This window comes from Klebsiella sp. PCX, from assembly GCF_021869705.1.
Taxonomy (GTDB): Bacteria; Pseudomonadota; Gammaproteobacteria; order Enterobacterales; family Enterobacteriaceae; genus Klebsiella; species Klebsiella quasipneumoniae.
In genome coordinates, this window is sequence record NZ_CP091527.1 from 2,838,690 (window position 1) to 2,854,784 (window position 16,095).

The window sequence follows — 16,095 nt, forward strand, 5'->3', positions numbered from 1 at the left end:
TATTTCCACTCAGGCGCTTGCGCTGCAGGGATCTTCGAATGACGAGCTGAGCAATGAACCATCGCGGCGAGAGACCCGTGCCCCTGCCCCCTTTAACTTATACATTTTTGCAACATCTACGGGCGTCTTAACGCTCTGCTCCGCAGAAAACGGTTAAGCCTTCGGCAGTTGCGCCTGTGATAATAGCCTTTATCGTTGTAAGGCTTTTCACTGCCTGCGGCAAATGTTAACATTCTCAATACAATAACAGGCCCGGGACGCGACAGCGCCGGGCGGTCAGCACTCGATTCAGGTGAAAACCTCATCTTGTCAATGTGAGATAAAACAAAAAAGTTATAAGGAGAGTAGCAATGTCGTTTGAATTACCTGCATTACCATATGCAAAAGACGCCCTCGCGCCGCACATTTCCGCAGAAACCCTGGAATACCACTACGGTAAACACCACCAGGCGTATGTCACTAACCTTAACAACCTGATCAAAGGCACCGCATTCGAAGGGAAATCGCTCGAAGAGATCGTGCGCACCTCTGAAGGCGGTGTTTTCAATAACGCGGCGCAGGTCTGGAACCACACCTTCTACTGGAACTGCCTGGCACCGAACGCCGGCGGCGAACCGGAAGGCGAGCTGGCTGCCGCTATTGCCAAATCCTTCGGCAGCTTCGCTGAGTTTAAGGCCAAATTTACCGACGCCGCGGCGAAAAACTTTGGCGCTGGCTGGACCTGGCTGGTTAAAAATGCCGACGGCAGCCTGGCTATCGTCTCCACCAGCAACGCCGGTACCCCGCTGACCACCGACGCCAAGCCGCTGCTGACCGTTGACGTCTGGGAACACGCTTACTACATCGACTACCGCAACGCCCGTCCAAGCTATCTGGATCACTTCTGGGCGCTGGTTAACTGGAAGTTTGTTGCCGCTAACCTGGCCGCATAAACGACAAACCGCAGCTGGGTCCCCCCGGCTGCGGTTTTTTTTAGCGCTTTCCCACCCGTTTATGACTGACTGGCAAAGGCCTCTTCCGGCTGCGCTCGTCCGCTAAACCAGACCAGCAGCAGCGCCAGACCGGCAATGATCGCGCCCATCACCGGCACAAAAGCGTATCCCAGTCCGCCGGAGATCACCGCCCCGCCGGCGGCGGCGCCCAGCGCGTTGCCAAGGTTGAACGCCCCAATATTCACCGAAGATGAGAGCCCCGGCGCCTCATGCGCCACGCGCATCACTCGCATCTGCAGCGGCGGCACCACCGCAAAGGTGGCTGCGCCCCAGACGATCATACTAATGGCCGCACCCGCCTGGGATTGCGCCAGCAGCGGGATCGCCAGCATGATCGCCATCAGCAGCAGCAGAAAGCCTTTCAGCGTGCCGGAGACCGACCGGTCGGCGAATTTGCCACCCAGATAGTTGCCCAGCGAAAAACCAACCCCAATCAGCACCAGCATCGCGGTAATAAACAGCGATGAAGCATGGGTCAGCGTATTTAGGACCGGCGAAATGTAGGTATACAGCGTAAACATCGCCCCGGCGCCCAGCACGGTGGTCAGCAAGGCTGAGAGCACCTGCGGCCGTAACAGGACCGAAAGCTCTTGTTTGACATCCGGCCGCTCGCCCGCGCTGCCCTTCGGCAGGGAGAACCACAGGCTCACCATTGCCAGCAGGCCTAACCCCGCGGTGGCGAGGAAGGACATCCGCCAGCCGATGGTTTCCCCAAGCCAGGTCGCGGCAGGCACGCCGCCGATATTAGCGATGGTGAGGCCCATAAACATGGTGGCCACCGCGCTGGCCTGCTTGTGCCTGGGCACCACGCTGGCCGCCACCACCGACCCCAGGCCAAAAAAGGCGCCGTGGTTGAGGCTGGTAATAATGCGCGACAGCAGCAGCGTAGTGTAATCCGGCGCAATGGATGACAGCAGGTTGCCGACGGTGAAGATCCCCATCAGAAAAATCAGCGCATTGCGTCGGGCGCGATGCGACAGCAGCAGAGTCATCAGCGGCGCGCCGACCATGACGCCGATGGCATATGCACTGATCAGCATTCCCGCCACCGGTATTGAAACGTCCACGCCTTTGGCAATCACCGGCAGCAATCCCATTGGGGAGAACTCGGTGGTACCGATGCCAAAGGCGCCGATCGCCAGCGCGAGTAAAGGAAAGTTGATTTTCATTCAATGACTCCATCAGACCGTCGGGAGGGACGGCATAACATCAGAAGCCAAAAGCATGACATCAATCACAAAAAAACAAAAGTGAACGAAATGACAAAAGATTTTTGCAGAATTGATAATAATGGCGGGATACGGGGAGGAAGCCGCGCTCCTCCCTCATTGGAGCATTAGTGCAGAATGGCGGTCAGGCTGAATGCGACGATCACGCCGAGAGCAATAATCGTGGTGATCAGCGAAAACTTTAAATTGGTATCCATCATTTTTCCCTCTTGTTATCCCCACACCAAAAGTGAGCTTGCTCATTTTTGCACAAAAAATCGCAAAAATCTTCCGGGATTTAGGGCGATGCACATTTTTGCTCTTCCACTTTGCCCCAAGATCGGACAAAATCCCACGCTAATTTAAAAGCGTATCGGCCATTGACCCCTTCCTGTCGTTCTGTGTCGTTTTCCCGACGTGATGCAATGTTGAAAATTGTATTCAGGGTGTGTGTAGGCAAACGTTTACGTATCGATGATCAGGCGATCAGGTCAAGGCATGGAGTGAGATGTAATGGCAACTATTAAAGATGTAGCGAAGCGCGCAAACGTTTCCACTACAACTGTGTCACATGTAATTAACAAAACCCGTTTCGTTGCCGAAGAGACGCGTAATGCGGTATGGGCGGCGATTAAAGAGCTGCACTACTCGCCGAGCGCGGTGGCCCGCAGCCTGAAAGTCAATCATACAAAATCGATTGGCCTGCTGGCGACCAGTAGCGAAGCCGCCTATTTCGCTGAAATTATTGAGTCCGTGGAAAAGAGCTGTTTCCAGAAGGGCTATACTCTGATCCTCGGCAACGCCTGGAACGACCCGGAAAAACAGCGTGCCTATCTGTCGATGATGGCGCAAAAACGCGTCGACGGTCTGCTGGTGATGTGTTCGGAATATCCGGATTCCGTCCTGAGCATGCTGGAAGAGTACCGCCATATTCCGATGGTGGTGATGGACTGGGGCGAAGCCAAAGCCGACTTTACCGATGCGGTGATCGATAACGCCTTCCAGGGCGGGTATATCGCCGGACGTTACCTGATTGAACGCGGTCACCGCGAAATCGGCGTGATCCCGGGCCCGCTGGAGCGCAACACCGGCGCGGGGCGACTGGCCGGCTTCATGCAGGCGATGAAAGAGGCGCATATCAGCGTGCCGGAAAACTGGATTGTTCAGGGCGACTTCGAGCCGGAGTCCGGCTACCGCGCCATGCAGCAGATCCTCAGCCAGCAGCACCGTCCAACGGCGGTCTTCTGCGGCGGCGACATTATGGCGATGGGCGCCATCTGCGCCGCGGATGAAATGGGGCTGCGCGTGCCGCAGGACATTTCGCTGATCGGTTATGATAATGTGCGCAACGCCCGCTATTTCAGCCCGGCGTTAACCACCATTCATCAGCCGAAAGATTCGCTGGGCGAAGCCGCGTTCAATATGTTGTTGGATCGTATCGTCAACAAGCGCGAAGAGTCGCAGTCTATCGAAGTGCACCCTCGGCTGGTCGAACGCCGCTCAGTGGCGGATGGCCCGTTTGTCGACTATCGTCGCTAAAGCATTGGCGGGCGTGGATCACTCCGGCGCCCGCAGCCACTCCCGATTCAACGTGTCGCTGTCCCCCAGGTAGTCCAGCATCCAGTTTAACGCCGGTGAAGCATCATTCTGCTGCCAGGTCAGACAGCAGGCCGCATCCGGAAACGGATTTTCCAGCGCCAGCGCGGTCCACTCGCCGCGATCCACCCATGGCCGGGCGAAATGGCTTGGCACCATGCCGACGCAGAGCCCTGCCGACAGACAGGTGGCCGACGATTCCCAGTCGGGGACCACCACCCTCTTCTGGTTATCCAGCAGCCACGTTGTCCTTTTGGGCAATGAACGCGAGGTATCCTCCCGCACCAGCGACGGCCAGTTGCGCAGAACATCATCGCTCAGCGGACCCGCCATCTTCGCCAGCGGATGATCGCTCGCCACCACGCAGTCCCAGCTCAGCATCCCCATATCGCGGAACGCGTAGCGCCCCCCGACCGGAATAGAGCGCGTTGCGCCAATCGCCAGCTCCACGCGGCCGTCGGCCAGCGCATCCCATACGCCGTTAAACACTTCCTGGAAAACGATCAGTTCGACGTCGGGAAAATGGCGATAGAAATCCACGATCATCTGGCGCATCCGCGCGGGTTTCACGATATCGTCCACCGCGATTGACAACTGCCCGCGCCAGCCGTTAGCGATTTGCTGGCACTGCTGGCGGGTGATCTGCATTTTTTTGATAACAGAGCGCCCTTCCTGTAAAAACCAGACCCCGGCGGGGGTCAGCTCCACGTCACGATGACGGCGCTCAAACAAGGGGACGGCCAGCCACTCTTCCAGCTGACGCACGGTATAGCTGACGGCGGAAGGCACCCGGTGCAGCTCCTTCGCCGCCGCGCTGAAGCTGCCGTTACGGGCGACGGCATCAACCACTTCCAGAGAGTATTCAGACCACATTTTCTGCCTGCAAAATTTTTGAATGCATGTGACAAATATTAGCGTTTCACAAGCCACAATGCACTCCCTACACTCTGCGGCATCGTACCTGTACTCCAAAAATGAGAACGTTATGTCACAACCTGGGAAAGGATTTTTAGTCTGGCTGGCCGGCCTGAGCGTGCTGGGCTTTCTGGCCACCGATATGTATCTGCCGGCATTTGCCGCCATGCAGCAGGATCTCAACACCTCCGCCGCATCCATTAGCGCCAGCCTGAGCCTGTTCCTGGCCGGCTTCGCTCTGGGCCAGCTGTTCTGGGGGCCGCTGTCGGACCGCTACGGGCGCAAACCGGTGCTGCTGAGCGGCCTGGCGATTTTCGCGGTCGGCTGCCTGGGGATGCTGTGGGTGCCGAACGCCACTCTGATGCTGGCGCTGCGCTTTCTGCAGGCGATTGGCGTCTGCGCCGCTGCGGTTACCTGGCAGGCAATGGTGACCGATTACTATCCCGCCCAGCGCACCAACCGCATCTTCGCCACCATTATGCCGCTGGTAGGACTGTCGCCTGCGCTGGCCCCGCTGCTGGGCAGCTGGCTGCTGGTGCATTTCGAGTGGCAGGCCATCTTCGCCACCTTGTTTGCCATCACCCTGCTGCTGATGCTGCCTGCCCTGCGCCTGAAAGCCGCCGCTAAGTCGGCCACTGTGACTGAAAAGAAAATCACTTTTCTCGCGCTGCTGCGCTCCCGGGAATACAGCGGCAACGTCCTGATCTACGCCGCCTGTTCCGCCAGCTTCTTCGCCTGGCTTACCGGTTCGCCGTTTATCCTTCATGAGATGGGCTACGGCCCAACCGCTATCGGGTTGAGCTATATCCCGCAGACCATCGCTTTTCTGGTGGGTGGTTATGGCTGTCGCGCGCTGCTGCAAAAATGGTCCGGACAACAGATGCTCCCGTGGCTGCTGGTGATCTTCGCCGTCAGCGTCGCCGCCACCTGGCTGGTGGGTCTGCAAACGCATGCCTCGCTGGTGGCGTTAATGATCCCGTTCTGCCTGATGGCGGTAGTCAACGGTGGGATCTACCCTATCGTGGTCGCTCAGGCGCTGAAGCCTTTCCCGCAGGCAACCGGCCGCGCGGCGGCGCTGCAGAACACGCTCCAGCTTGGCCTGTGCTTCCTGACCAGCCTGTTAGTCTCCGCGCTGATCGCCACGCCGCTGCTGACCACCACCAGCGTGATGCTGGTCTCTATTTTGTTAGCCGGAGTGGGTTATCGACTGCAGCAGACGCCAGAGCTGGCGGCCCACTCTTCCCACGCCTGACGCCCGTCGCCAGAGCCCGGACCAGTGATTAGCACGCTAAGATATTTTTATTGAAAGCCAGTACTTAGCGTCCTATACTGGATCCGGGTTCACATAAATAAAAAATATTTAACAGATTAACGGATGCAGGATGCCTCCGTTTCACCATGGAAGGCCTTTCGGCAAGGGTTATCTCCCTTCCTCTGTTCTACGTCGGATAGCGACTTCACGGATTATCCGTGAGATTTCTCACAAAGCCAAAAAAGCGTCTACGCTGTTTTAAGGTTCTGATCACTTGGGCGTGATGGAGAAGCTATGAGTTCATCGTGTATAGAAGAAGTAAGTGTACCAAATGATGACTGGTACCGGATTGCAGCTGAATTGTTGGGCCGTGCGGGAATTGAAATCAACGGCTCCGCGCCGTCAGACCTGCGGATTAAAAACCCTCTTTTTTTTAAACGCGTATTGCAGGAGGGGTCGCTGGGTTTAGGCGAAAGCTATATGGACGGCTGGTGGGACTGCGAGCGTCTGGATATATTCTTCCATAAAGTGCTCCGCGCCGGGCTGGAAAAACAACTCCCTCATCATTTCAAAGACACACTCCGCATCGCAGGCGCTCGCCTGTTTAACCTGCAAAGTAAAAAACGCGCCTGGATTGTCGGCAAAGAGCACTATGACCTCGGCAACGATCTTTTCAGCCGGATGTTGGATCCCTACATGCAATATTCCTGCGGTTACTGGAAAGAGGCGCAGACCCTCGAAGCCGCGCAGCAGGATAAGCTGGATCTCATCTGCCGTAAGCTGGAGCTCGAGCCAGGCATGCGAGTGTTGGATATCGGCTGCGGCTGGGGCGGTCTTGCCGAATATATGGCGCGAAATTACCAGGTGAGCGTTGTCGGAGTGACCATCTCCGCCGAACAGCAAAAGATGGCCCAGGCGCGCTGCGATGGCCTTGACGTAGAGATTCGTCTTCAGGATTATCGCGATCTGCACGACAGCTTCGACCGCATTGTCTCCGTCGGCATGTTCGAGCATGTGGGTCCCAAAAATTACGCCACCTACTTTGAGGTCGCCGATCGTAATTTAAAACCCAACGGCCGCTTCTTACTGCACACCATCGGTTCCAAAGTCACCGACCATAACGTTGACCCGTGGATCAATAAATATATCTTCCCCAACGGCTGCCTGCCGTCGGTACGGCAGATCGCCGACGCCAGCGAGAAGCACTTTGTGATGGAAGACTGGCACAACTTCGGCGCCGATTACGACACCACCCTGATGGCCTGGTATGAGCGTTTCCTCGCCAGCTGGCCGGAAATTGCCGATAACTATTCAGAGCGTTTCAAACGCATGTTCAGTTATTACCTGAACGCCTGCGCCGGCGCCTTCCGCGCCCGCGACATTCAGCTCTGGCAGGTGGTGTTCTCGCGCGGGGTTGAACACGGACTGCGCGTCGCCCGTTAAAACACAGTCCCCCGCTCACCGGCGGGGGATTTTTTTTCAGGCTTCACTGACCTTTGCCGCCATCTCTTTCGCCGCCAGCACGCGTTCGACCGTATCGACAACCGCCTGGGTTTGCGGGTCGATCTCGATATTGACGCGGTCGCCCAGCTTTTTCGCCCCCAGCGTGGTCCGCTGCAGCGTCTCCGGAATAAGATGCACGCAGAATCGGGTTGCCGTCACCTCACCTACCGTCAGGCTGATGCCATCGATACCGATGAATCCTTTATAAAGGATATATTTCATCAGCGTCGGGTCCTGTACTTTAAACCAGATCTGACGGTTATTTTCGGAAGTGAGGATCTTCACGATTTCCGCGGTGGTCATAATATGGCCGGACATCAAATGCCCGCCGATTTCATCACTGAATTTCGCCGCCCGCTCGACGTTAACTTCATCCCCGACCTGAATATCGCCGAGATTGGTAATCCGCAGCGTCTCTTTCATGAGATCAAAGCTGATGCGCGCGCCGTTGATGTCGGTCACCGTCAGACAGCAACCGTTGTTGGCTACCGATGCCCCGGTTTCGAGCCCCTCCAGCATATGCGCCGGCAGCTCCACCACGTGGGTGCGAAAATTGGGTTTATCATCAATGGAGACCACTTTCGCGGTTCCCTGAACAATACCAGTAAACATGTTTGGCTCCTGTTGAAAATCATGACGGTATCATTACCGTTTTCGCTATCGGGAACAATAACAGGAGGGCTGAGCGGTTGCCAGCGCGCTTCGTGCCTCGACTCTTTTTTCACTGGCTTAATGGCTAATCCTCGCTACAATAGACTGGAATTTCCTCATTTTTATCCCCTTGCTGCCAGTTACGGCGGCTTTTTTAGTCTCAAAATAACAACAATACAAAGGTGTTCACGTGCAGAAGTATTTCATTGAAGCGCGTCAGTTATTAGCTCTGGCTATACCCGTCATTCTTGCGCAGGTAGCGCAGACGGCGATGGGTTTTGTCGATACCGTGATGGCGGGCGGCTACAGCGCCACCGATATGGCCGCGGTGGCCATCGGAACCTCCATCTGGCTGCCGGCCATTCTCTTCGGCCATGGGCTGCTGCTGGCGCTGACCCCGGTGGTGGCGCAGCTTAATGGCTCCGGGCGTCGGGAGCGTATCGCGCCGCAGGTGCGTCAGGGCTTCTGGCTGGCGGGGCTGGTCTCGGTGCTGATCATGGTCGTGCTGTGGAATGCCGGGTATATCATCAGCTCCATGCATAACATCGATCCGCTGCTGGCGGAGAAAGCGGTTGGCTATCTGCGCGCGCTGCTGTGGGGGGCGCCGGGCTATCTGTTCTTCCAGGTCGCCCGTAACCAGTGTGAAGGGCTGGCAAAAACCAAGCCCGGAATGGTCATGGGCTTTATCGGTTTACTGGTCAACATTCCGGTGAACTATATCTTTATCTATGGCCATTTCGGCATGCCAGAGCTGGGCGGCGTCGGCTGCGGCGTGGCGACCGCCTCCGTTTACTGGGTGATGTTTGCCAGCATGCTGTGGTGGGTGCGCCGGTCGCGTTCGATGCGCGATATCCGCTGCGCCGAGGGCTTCAGCGGCCCCGATTTCGCCGTCCTGCTGCGGCTGGTGCAGCTGGGGCTACCCATCGCCCTGGCGCTATTCTTCGAAGTGACCCTGTTTGCCGTCGTCGCGCTGCTGGTCTCCCCGCTCGGGATCATTGACGTCGCCGGCCACCAGATTGCGCTGAACTTCAGCTCGCTGATGTTCGTTCTGCCGCTGTCGCTGGCGGCCGCGGTCACCATTCGCGTCGGCTTCCGCCTCGGCCAGGGCTCAACGATCGATGCCCAGGTTTCCGCCCGTACGGGTGTGGGCGTGGGCGTCTGCCTGGCGGTGTTTACCGCTATCTTTACCGTGCTGATGCGTAAGCAAATTGCCCTGCTGTACAACGATAACCCGGAGGTGGTGATGCTGGCCTCGCATCTGATGCTGCTGGCGGCGGTCTACCAGATCTCGGACTCTATTCAGGTGATCGGCAGCGGTATCCTGCGCGGCTATAAAGATACGCGGTCTATCTTTTTTATCACCTTTACCGCGTACTGGGTGCTGGGTTTACCCAGCGGCTACCTGCTGGCGCTGACCGACGTGATTGTCCCCCGCATGGGGCCCGCCGGCTTCTGGTGCGGATTTATCATCGGCCTGACCTCCGCCGCTATTATGATGATGCTGCGGATGCGTTTTCTGCAGCGCCAGCCCTCCAGCATCATCTTACAGCGCGCCGCGCGCTAATCCTGCCAAAGCCCGCCACCCTGGCGGGCTTTTTCTTTCTTCAGTTATGTTCCGACGTTGTACATTCCGTTACTCCCCGACACCAAAGACTCACTGATGAGCGCCCCGGAGATGCATATAGTGTGGCCAACAGCCCCGCAGTGGGGTTACTCAGGAAACCAATTCGAGGATTTCAGCATGAAAAAAGTATTAGCTCTGGTTGTTGCCGCTGCTATGGGTCTGTCATCTGTTGCTTTCGCAGCCGACGCCGCGACCACCACCCCGGCTACCGCAGCCAGCCACACCACCGTTCACCACAAGAAACATCACAAAGCGGCGGCGAAACCGGCAGCCGAACAGAAAGCCCAGGCAGCGAAGAAACACCATAAAGCGGCGACAAAACCGGCCGTAGCGCAGAAAGCCCAGGCAGCGAAGAAGCATCACAAAGCCGCGGCGAAACCGGAAGCAGCGCAGAAAGCCCAGGCAGCTAAAAAGCACCATAAAGCCGCGGCGAAACCGGCCGTAGCGCAGAAAGCCCAGGCAGCAAAGAAACACCATAAAGCGGTGGCTAAACCGGCCGTAGCGCAGAAAGCCCAGGCGGCGAAGAAGCACCATAAAGCGGCGCACCACGCAGCCAAACCGGCGGTACAACCGGCGGCATAACGGTCAGGCGTTAAGGTAATAAACCGGCGCTGAATAGCGCCGGTTTTTTTTCAGGAGGACATCATGCTGCAACGCTATCGCTTCGAATTGCTGTTGGTTATGCTCATCGTCTGCGCGCTGTTTACCCTTCGCTTGATGTTTAAATAGCGGGCTGCTGAACCCATTTACGGGCCGGCGGCGTATAGTCGCGGAAACCGGCGATAATCTCCTCTGGTGAAGCAGCAAACGGCAGCATCTCCGCGTAGCGCGAGTGCATAAATCCTTCCCGTACCATGTTATTGACCATCGCCTGCAGCGGATCGTAATACCCCTTGATATTCAGGAATGCGCACGGTTTTTCATGGATGCCCAACTGCGCCCAGGTCCACTGTTCGAAAATCTCTTCAAGCGTCCCCGCTCCGCCCGGCAGAGCAATAAAGCCGTCGGCCAGCGCCGCCATTTTGGTTTTCCGTTCGTGCATATCCTCCACCACATGCAGCTCCGTCAACCCGCGGTGGGCAATTTCCCGCTCCACCAGGCCGCGCGGCATTACGCCGATGACCGTGCCCCCGGCCTCCAGCGCCGCATCGGCAACCGCCCCCATCAAGCCAACTTTGCCGCCGCCATAGACAACAGCCAGTCCCTGCTGCGCAAGCATGTGGCCAACCCGTCGGGCAGTTTCGAGATACAGCGGATGTTCGCCAGCTGAAGAACCGCAGAAAATACCAATCGATTTCATCTTCCTTATTACTCCTCTCTTCTGGTGGGCGATAATTTAACACAACGGCAACCCTTACGCGCAGGGTGAGACCGGCAAAGAAAAGAGAGGCGAGACGCCTGCTGGCGAAGAAATATCCTTGTGGTTCAGTAAAATATCGCCGGAGTGGGTAAAAGATCCGCAATCGCATACAATGTACAAGAAAAGTGACGTTTACCTCTTGCCACATCCCCTGCCTGCCGCTAATATGCGTCCCCGTTGTCACCACAACATTGCGTTCGTAGCTCAGTTGGTTAGAGCACCACCTTGACATGGTGGGGGTCGTTGGTTCGAGTCCAATCGAACGCACCATTATGCGTTTATAGCTCAGTTGGTTAGAGCACCACCTTGACATGGTGGGGGTCGTTGGTTCGAGTCCAATTAAACGCACCATAATGCGTCTGTAGCTCAGTTGGTTAGAGCACCACCTTGACATGGTGGGGGTCGATGGTTCGAGTCCATTCAGACGCACCAATCTCGTTTCGTATCATTCCCTCTCAACATTAGCCTGCTGCATCGTGACCGGAAAACGCACGCCTTCTGCGCTTCCAGCCTGAACGTCATCGAACCCTGCCAGCGACAAAGCGAAACCCGATTATTCGCGACTATGAATAGCCTGCGCCATCGCCAGGGCATCCTCCCCTGCCGGCAACCGCGAAGGGGCTTGAGGATCGTTCACCATCCGCCAGACGGCCTGAGCCACATCGGCAGCCTGCGTCACGCTGGCGTTATCCTGGATGCTGTCGAGGATCTGCTGGCCGAGCGGCGCATAGCTCTCCGGGAGCTGGCCCATCGTTCGACGAGCGTTTTCCCCGAAGCGGGTCTGGGGAGCGCGTCCCGGCAGGATCACACCGACGCGAATATTAAAGGGCCGCAGCTCCAGCGCCAGCGACTCCGTGAAGGCATTCACCGCCGCTTTACTCGCGGTATAGACCGCCAGCAGGGGCATCGGCTGCAGGGTGACCGCCGAGGTGATATTAATGATCGTCCCGCTACGGCGCGCTCTGAACCGGGGAAGTACCGCCTGGGTCATGGCGATAGTCCCAAGCGTGTTGGTGGCAAACAGGTTCGCTATCGCCTCGTGTGACGCCCCCTCCAGGGCATTGAGCATCCCCACTCCGGCGTTATTGACCAGAACGTCAATCTCTCCGGCCTCGGCAATCGCCTCGGCGATACTCTGCGCTGAGGTGACGTCAAGACACACCAGCCGCAGACGGTCGCTGGCCGGCAACAGATCCTCGCGCGGAACCCGCATTGTGGCGATAACCTTCCAGCCCTGTTCAAGAAAATAACGCGCCGTCTCCAGACCAAAACCCGATGAACAGCCGGTGATCATAATCGTTTGCATATCTCTGTCTCCGATTGGTTTCTTCCTTTTCATCATAGACAGCCCGCTCCGGACGATATAGGGTCAATAATCCATTATTCTTTAGCAGGAGTCCGGAAATGAGCGACCCGCTGGCGGAAATCATAGCGATGCTCAATCTCAGAGCGGTGCTGACCAAAACCATTGAGGGGGCGGGAGAATGGCGCGTTAAACGTTCAGACCAGGGAATGTCGTTCTACGGCGTGGTACTGGAAGGCGGCTGTCGGCTGGAAATAGACCAGCATGCGCCGCAGATCCTGCGCGCCGGGGATTTTATGTTGATCCCGGCGGCGTACCGCTTCGCGTTAACCAGCCTGACCCCGCCGCCTTCACCGGCGCTGGAGACCACCCCGGTGAAGCTTGCGGCGGAACACTTTCGCCTGGGAGCTCTCGACCAGCCAGCGGAGATGCAGGCGCTGATTGGCCACTGCGCTGCCGATTCGGATAACGCCAGCCTGCTAACCTCCCTGCTGCCCGCCTTAGTGGTGGTTCGCAACCAGCCGCGGCTGGCCACCTTTGTCGGGCTGCTGAAAGAGGAAGCCCAGGCGGATCGCGCAGGCAAATCTTTCGTTCTGGCGCGGATGGTTGAGCTGCTGTTTATCGAGGCCATCCGATCCTGCGGAACGCTCGCCACCCCCGGTCTGATGCGCGGCCTGAGCGACCCGCGGGTCGCCCAGGCAATCCGCCTGCTGCATCAGGCCCCCGCCAGACGCTGGACCGTCAATGCCCTGGCCGCCGACTGCGCGCTGTCTCGCTCGACGTTATTTGAACGCTTTACCGGCCTGACCGGAATGACCCCGATGGGCTATTTGTTGAGCTGGCGCATGACCCTGGCCATGCAGTGGCTGGGCGAGACGGGCATCAGCATAGCGGATATCGCCGAGCGCCTCGGCTATGGCTCGACCAGCGCGTTCAGCGTGGCCTTTACCCGATATGCCGGGATATCGCCGGGCAAATATGCCCGCCAGCGGGCGGCGCAGCGCCCCCCAGGCCCGCCATAAGTTAACCTGCCGCAATCGTCGTCTGCAGCCAGCGCTCAAACACCTGCAGCGCCGACTCCCCCTCGCCGCCGCCGGGTTTGATCAGGCAAAAGCGCTTGGCCAGCGTCGGCGAGCCCGGCCATGGGGCGACCAGCGTCCCGCTGCGCAGTTCGCTCTCCACATACATCTTCGGCACCAGGGCCACGCCCTGCTGGCTGAGTACCGCAGCGATTGCCATCTCATGCAGATCATAGCGCGGCCCCTGCGCCGGGTTATCCAGCGCCAGACCGCACTCGCGGGCATAGTGCAGCCAGGCGTCCGGGTTTTGCCGCCGATGAATGCGCGGCAGCCGGTTCAGCAGCCCCGGGAGATCGTCATCCGTCAGCAGCGCGGCATGACAGACCGGCAGCAGATACTCCGCAAATAAAAACGTCACATCCATTCCGGTCCACGCCGGGTGATCAAAATGGATGGCCGCATCAAATCCGCTGCCCGGCAGAATAAAGGGGTCGCTGCGGGCGGCGATATTGACCACGATATGCGGATGCTGCGCCGTGAACTGCCCGAGCCGGGGGATGAGCCAGCGGCTGGCGAAGGTGGGTAGCACGGCGATCTCGAGACTGCGGCCATCGGCGGGCATCCCGCTGACGTCGTGGGTTTCCCGCTCCAGCCTGCTGAGGATCTCGCGGACCTGTCTGGCATAGCGGGCGCCAGCCGGATTGAGCCGTACCCGGCTCCCGATCCTGTCAAATAGTTTGCTGTCGAGGAGAGCTTCCAGACGGGCGATCTGCCGGCTGATGGCCCCTTCCGTTAACGCGAGCTCCGCCGCCGCGCGGGCAAAGTTGCCGTGGCGGGCGGCGGCCTCAAAGGCCAGTAGCGCAGCGCTGCTGGGGATTTTACGACGCATAGCCAATGCTCCTTGTGCGGGCCCATTGAAAGTCAGTGACATAATATCACTGAGTGATGAATAAACATCGTTTTGCAGCGCCATTATTGCCGGATAGGATGAAGAAAACTCACTAAGGCGCGTTATGCGCTGAATCATCTGTCTCTCGAGGTCACTATGCTCTATGTCGTCGAATGCGCCTACACCGACCCGCAAAGCGAAGCGGCGTGGAATACCTTTTACAATCGGGAAAAATTGCCGGCGCTGGTCTCGGTGCCCGGTTTTCATGCCTCCCAGCGCTTCTGCGCGTTCAGCGAGGGCTGCCCTCGCTACCTGGCCCTACACGATATCCGCGATGCCGCCGTCCTCAACAGCGACGCCTATCGCCGCAATGGTGGGGGTCATTTTGCCCGCTGGCAATCGGCGATCGCCGACTGGCATCGCCACCTCTATCTCACGACTCACGCGCTGCGGGAGGTGGCTCCTGACGAGGTGCTGCTGCTGAGCGATACCGCGGAAGCCCTGCCCGTCGCTGCGCCGATCGTCCTGCAGCCCGGGGGTCTGGCCACCCGGCATACCCGCTATGCCGCCATCGTCCCGCGTGACGACCTGCATCACCGGGTCACCTCTGCCGCGGTCTTTATCTATCAGCCCATTACCGCCAGGTTGCGTCACCCGGCGGAGCAAGCGTGAGGTCAACATGACACCAGCTCCCTTTTATACCCTGACAGCAGGCGACCTGACGATAAGCGCCATCAGTGATGGTCAGATGACAGCGCCGCTGACGCTACTCGCGGGGATCGCCCCTGAAGAGGCGGCGCGTCTGCAGCGCCAGGCCGGGTTAACCTCGCCGGAGGCCATCGAGATCGGTGCTTACCTGATCCGCGGACGCGGGCACACGGTGCTAGTGGATACCGGCACCGGCGGGGCCAACGGCGTCGGCGGCGCGCTTATTGCCAATCTGGCGCTGCTCGGCGTGCGCCCTGAGGAAATTGACACCATCCTTCTCACTCACGCGCACCCGGACCATATCGGCGGCCTGCTGACCGCCGCCGGTACACCGGCTTATCCCAACGCCATGGTGTTCCTACCCTCGCGGGAAAGCGCTTACTGGCTGGCGCCATCGACACTGGACAACGCCAGCGATCGTGGACAACGTAACGTGCTGCTCGTCCGCCGCATAATGGCGATCTGCGCGACGCAAATTCGTGATATTGATGAAGACGAGCCGGTAGCCGGGATCCGGCCATGTCCCCTGCCCGGGCATACGCCAGGGCATACCGGATATCGCCTTGAGGCGGGCGGAACGTCGCTGCTAATATGGGGGGATATCGTCCACTTTCCCTCGATCCAGAGCGCCCGGCCAGAGGTGTCGGTGGCATTTGACGTCGATCCTGACCAGGCCCGGCATACACGGGAAAGTCTGCTGCGCCAGGCCGCCAGCGAACGGTGGCTCATCGCCGGTATGCATCTTGGCCTGCCAGGTTTCGCCAGCGTGGAGAATACCGCCTCAGGCTACTGCCTGCGCCCGGTGTGACCTTCGCGGCGAACACCGATCACAGCGAAACCCCGGTCGTGACATTAACGCGACCGGGGCGTGGTGTCTGGGGAAGTGGACTAGCCGTTAACCGCGGCTCTTCCAGCCTTTTTTACTTTTGCAGCTGGCTTTGGTGGCGACCCATGGGTGACGCAGCTGGGTCAACTGAAGATCCTGAGAGGCCGGGCTGGCGGACCAGCGTTTGTTGCACAGAGGCTTACGAGTTGCAATGACCATAAAAACGCTCCTGAAAGTAATGAACAGTTC

General features: G+C 58.5%; 17 protein-coding genes and 3 tRNA genes. 12 read left to right on the forward strand and 8 right to left on the reverse strand.

What is annotated here, in order from left to right; translation table 11 throughout:
- Window positions 1–350: 350 nt before the first annotated feature.
- On the forward strand, window positions 351–932 hold the full coding sequence (sodB, locus tag GQR96_RS13490; protein ID WP_004202885.1) for a superoxide dismutase [Fe]: 582 nt from the start codon (window positions 351–353) through the stop codon (window positions 930–932).
- Between the two features lie 59 nt (window positions 933–991).
- On the opposite strand, the gene GQR96_RS13495 is transcribed toward sodB, so the two are convergent.
- Both GQR96_RS13495 and GQR96_RS13500 read right to left on the reverse strand, forming a co-directional pair.
- Complete coding sequence (locus GQR96_RS13495) at window positions 992–2,161, reverse strand: MFS transporter (protein ID WP_004202887.1); 1,170 nt, start codon at window positions 2,159–2,161, stop codon at window positions 992–994.
- A 167-nt stretch (window positions 2,162–2,328) separates the two neighbouring features.
- Window positions 2,329–2,421, reverse strand: coding sequence for a cytochrome bd-I oxidase subunit CydH (locus GQR96_RS13500; protein ID WP_002907776.1), 93 nt, complete (start codon window positions 2,419–2,421; stop codon window positions 2,329–2,331).
- Window positions 2,422–2,713: 292 nt separating this feature from the next.
- Between GQR96_RS13500 and purR the strand changes: the two genes are divergently transcribed.
- Entirely contained in the window at window positions 2,714–3,739 is a 1,026-nt protein-coding gene (gene purR / locus GQR96_RS13505; RefSeq protein WP_004202888.1) for an HTH-type transcriptional repressor PurR, read from the forward strand.
- 18 nt (window positions 3,740–3,757) lie between these two features.
- On the opposite strand, the gene punR is transcribed toward purR, so the two are convergent.
- The gene (gene punR, locus GQR96_RS13510) at window positions 3,758–4,669 is read right to left on the reverse strand and encodes a DNA-binding transcriptional activator PunR (protein WP_065904403.1); all 912 of its coding nucleotides are present in this window, start codon (window positions 4,667–4,669) and stop codon (window positions 3,758–3,760) included.
- 112 nt (window positions 4,670–4,781) lie between these two features.
- Here punR and punC point away from each other — a divergent pair, with 112 nt between their 5' ends.
- Complete coding sequence (gene punC / locus GQR96_RS13515) at window positions 4,782–5,963, forward strand: purine nucleoside transporter PunC (RefSeq protein WP_065904405.1); 1,182 nt, start codon at window positions 4,782–4,784, stop codon at window positions 5,961–5,963.
- A gap of 294 nt (window positions 5,964–6,257) precedes the next feature.
- Complete coding sequence (gene cfa, locus GQR96_RS13520; protein WP_023318439.1) at window positions 6,258–7,406, forward strand: cyclopropane fatty acyl phospholipid synthase; 1,149 nt, start codon at window positions 6,258–6,260, stop codon at window positions 7,404–7,406.
- A gap of 36 nt (window positions 7,407–7,442) precedes the next feature.
- Here cfa and GQR96_RS13525 read toward each other — a convergent pair whose 3' ends face one another.
- The gene (locus GQR96_RS13525; RefSeq protein WP_004202894.1) at window positions 7,443–8,078 is read right to left on the reverse strand and encodes a riboflavin synthase; all 636 of its coding nucleotides are present in this window, start codon (window positions 8,076–8,078) and stop codon (window positions 7,443–7,445) included.
- A 229-nt stretch (window positions 8,079–8,307) separates the two neighbouring features.
- On the opposite strand from GQR96_RS13525, the gene mdtK reads away from it, so the two are divergent.
- Together mdtK and asr are read left to right on the forward strand one after the other, a co-directional pair.
- A complete protein-coding gene (gene mdtK, locus GQR96_RS13530; RefSeq protein WP_004202895.1) occupies window positions 8,308–9,681 on the forward strand; it encodes an MdtK family multidrug efflux MATE transporter in 1,374 nt (457 codons plus the stop codon).
- A gap of 177 nt (window positions 9,682–9,858) precedes the next feature.
- A complete protein-coding gene (gene asr / locus GQR96_RS13535; RefSeq protein WP_049003344.1) occupies window positions 9,859–10,323 on the forward strand; it encodes an acid resistance repetitive basic protein Asr in 465 nt (154 codons plus the stop codon).
- A 139-nt stretch (window positions 10,324–10,462) separates the two neighbouring features.
- Here asr and GQR96_RS13540 read toward each other — a convergent pair whose 3' ends face one another.
- Window positions 10,463–11,041 (reverse strand): LOG family protein, encoded by a 579-nt coding sequence (locus GQR96_RS13540; protein ID WP_017899529.1) that lies wholly within the window; start codon window positions 11,039–11,041, stop codon window positions 10,463–10,465.
- A 253-nt stretch (window positions 11,042–11,294) separates the two neighbouring features.
- Here GQR96_RS13540 and GQR96_RS13545 point away from each other — a divergent pair.
- The 3 genes from GQR96_RS13545 to GQR96_RS13555 all read left to right on the forward strand — a co-directional run bounded on the left by GQR96_RS13545 (window position 11,295) and on the right by GQR96_RS13555 (window position 11,533).
- Window positions 11,295–11,371: transfer RNA gene (locus GQR96_RS13545), tRNA-Val, on the forward strand.
- A gap of 4 nt (window positions 11,372–11,375) precedes the next feature.
- A tRNA-Val gene (locus GQR96_RS13550) sits at window positions 11,376–11,452 on the forward strand.
- A gap of 4 nt (window positions 11,453–11,456) precedes the next feature.
- Window positions 11,457–11,533: transfer RNA gene (locus GQR96_RS13555), tRNA-Val, on the forward strand.
- Window positions 11,534–11,654: 121 nt separating this feature from the next.
- Here GQR96_RS13555 and GQR96_RS13560 read toward each other — a convergent pair.
- Window positions 11,655–12,407 carry an SDR family oxidoreductase gene (locus GQR96_RS13560; protein WP_069135741.1) on the reverse strand — a complete coding sequence of 251 codons (753 nt, stop codon included), beginning with the start codon at window positions 12,405–12,407 and terminating at the stop codon, window positions 11,655–11,657.
- 98 nt (window positions 12,408–12,505) lie between these two features.
- On the opposite strand from GQR96_RS13560, the gene GQR96_RS13565 reads away from it, so the two are divergent.
- Window positions 12,506–13,426, forward strand: coding sequence for an AraC family transcriptional regulator (locus GQR96_RS13565; RefSeq protein ID WP_023318442.1), 921 nt, complete (start codon window positions 12,506–12,508; stop codon window positions 13,424–13,426).
- Between the two features lies 1 nt (window position 13,427).
- Here GQR96_RS13565 and GQR96_RS13570 read toward each other — a convergent pair whose 3' ends face one another.
- Complete coding sequence (locus GQR96_RS13570; RefSeq protein WP_069734146.1) at window positions 13,428–14,312, reverse strand: LysR substrate-binding domain-containing protein; 885 nt, start codon at window positions 14,310–14,312, stop codon at window positions 13,428–13,430.
- Between the two features lie 156 nt (window positions 14,313–14,468).
- Between GQR96_RS13570 and GQR96_RS13575 the strand changes: the two genes are divergently transcribed.
- Window positions 14,469–14,984 carry a hypothetical protein gene (locus GQR96_RS13575; RefSeq protein ID WP_069734145.1) on the forward strand — a complete coding sequence of 172 codons (516 nt, stop codon included), beginning with the start codon at window positions 14,469–14,471 and terminating at the stop codon, window positions 14,982–14,984.
- A gap of 7 nt (window positions 14,985–14,991) precedes the next feature.
- On the forward strand, window positions 14,992–15,828 hold the full coding sequence (locus GQR96_RS13580; protein ID WP_032456179.1) for an MBL fold metallo-hydrolase: 837 nt from the start codon (window positions 14,992–14,994) through the stop codon (window positions 15,826–15,828).
- A gap of 87 nt (window positions 15,829–15,915) precedes the next feature.
- Here GQR96_RS13580 and GQR96_RS13585 read toward each other — a convergent pair whose 3' ends face one another.
- Complete coding sequence (locus GQR96_RS13585) at window positions 15,916–16,065, reverse strand: hypothetical protein (protein ID WP_002907802.1); 150 nt, start codon at window positions 16,063–16,065, stop codon at window positions 15,916–15,918.
- Between the last annotated feature and the right edge of the window lie 30 nt (window positions 16,066–16,095).

Bases quoted from the DNA above. Each gene is read 5' to 3' on its own strand.
- GQR96_RS13570 (WP_069734146.1), bottom strand. From the start codon at position 14,312: ATGCGTCGTAAAATCCCCAGCAGCGCTGCGCTACTGGCCTTTGAGGCC.
- GQR96_RS13585 (WP_002907802.1), bottom strand. From the start codon at position 16,065: ATGGTCATTGCAACTCGTAAGCCTCTGTGCAACAAACGCTGGTCCGCC.
- GQR96_RS13565 (WP_023318442.1), top strand. From the start codon at position 12,506: ATGAGCGACCCGCTGGCGGAAATCATAGCGATGCTCAATCTCAGAGCG.
- purR (WP_004202888.1), top strand. From the start codon at position 2,714: ATGGCAACTATTAAAGATGTAGCGAAGCGCGCAAACGTTTCCACTACA.
- asr (WP_049003344.1), top strand. From the start codon at position 9,859: ATGAAAAAAGTATTAGCTCTGGTTGTTGCCGCTGCTATGGGTCTGTCA.
- GQR96_RS13575 (WP_069734145.1), top strand. From the start codon at position 14,469: ATGCTCTATGTCGTCGAATGCGCCTACACCGACCCGCAAAGCGAAGCG.
- sodB (WP_004202885.1), top strand. From the start codon at position 351: ATGTCGTTTGAATTACCTGCATTACCATATGCAAAAGACGCCCTCGCG.
- GQR96_RS13525 (WP_004202894.1), bottom strand. From the start codon at position 8,078: ATGTTTACTGGTATTGTTCAGGGAACCGCGAAAGTGGTCTCCATTGAT.
- punR (WP_065904403.1), bottom strand. From the start codon at position 4,669: ATGTGGTCTGAATACTCTCTGGAAGTGGTTGATGCCGTCGCCCGTAAC.
- punC (WP_065904405.1), top strand. From the start codon at position 4,782: ATGTCACAACCTGGGAAAGGATTTTTAGTCTGGCTGGCCGGCCTGAGC.
- GQR96_RS13560 (WP_069135741.1), bottom strand. From the start codon at position 12,407: ATGCAAACGATTATGATCACCGGCTGTTCATCGGGTTTTGGTCTGGAG.
- GQR96_RS13540 (WP_017899529.1), bottom strand. From the start codon at position 11,041: ATGAAATCGATTGGTATTTTCTGCGGTTCTTCAGCTGGCGAACATCCG.
- cfa (WP_023318439.1), top strand. From the start codon at position 6,258: ATGAGTTCATCGTGTATAGAAGAAGTAAGTGTACCAAATGATGACTGG.
- GQR96_RS13500 (WP_002907776.1), bottom strand. From the start codon at position 2,421: ATGATGGATACCAATTTAAAGTTTTCGCTGATCACCACGATTATTGCT.
- GQR96_RS13495 (WP_004202887.1), bottom strand. From the start codon at position 2,161: ATGAAAATCAACTTTCCTTTACTCGCGCTGGCGATCGGCGCCTTTGGC.
- GQR96_RS13580 (WP_032456179.1), top strand. From the start codon at position 14,992: ATGACACCAGCTCCCTTTTATACCCTGACAGCAGGCGACCTGACGATA.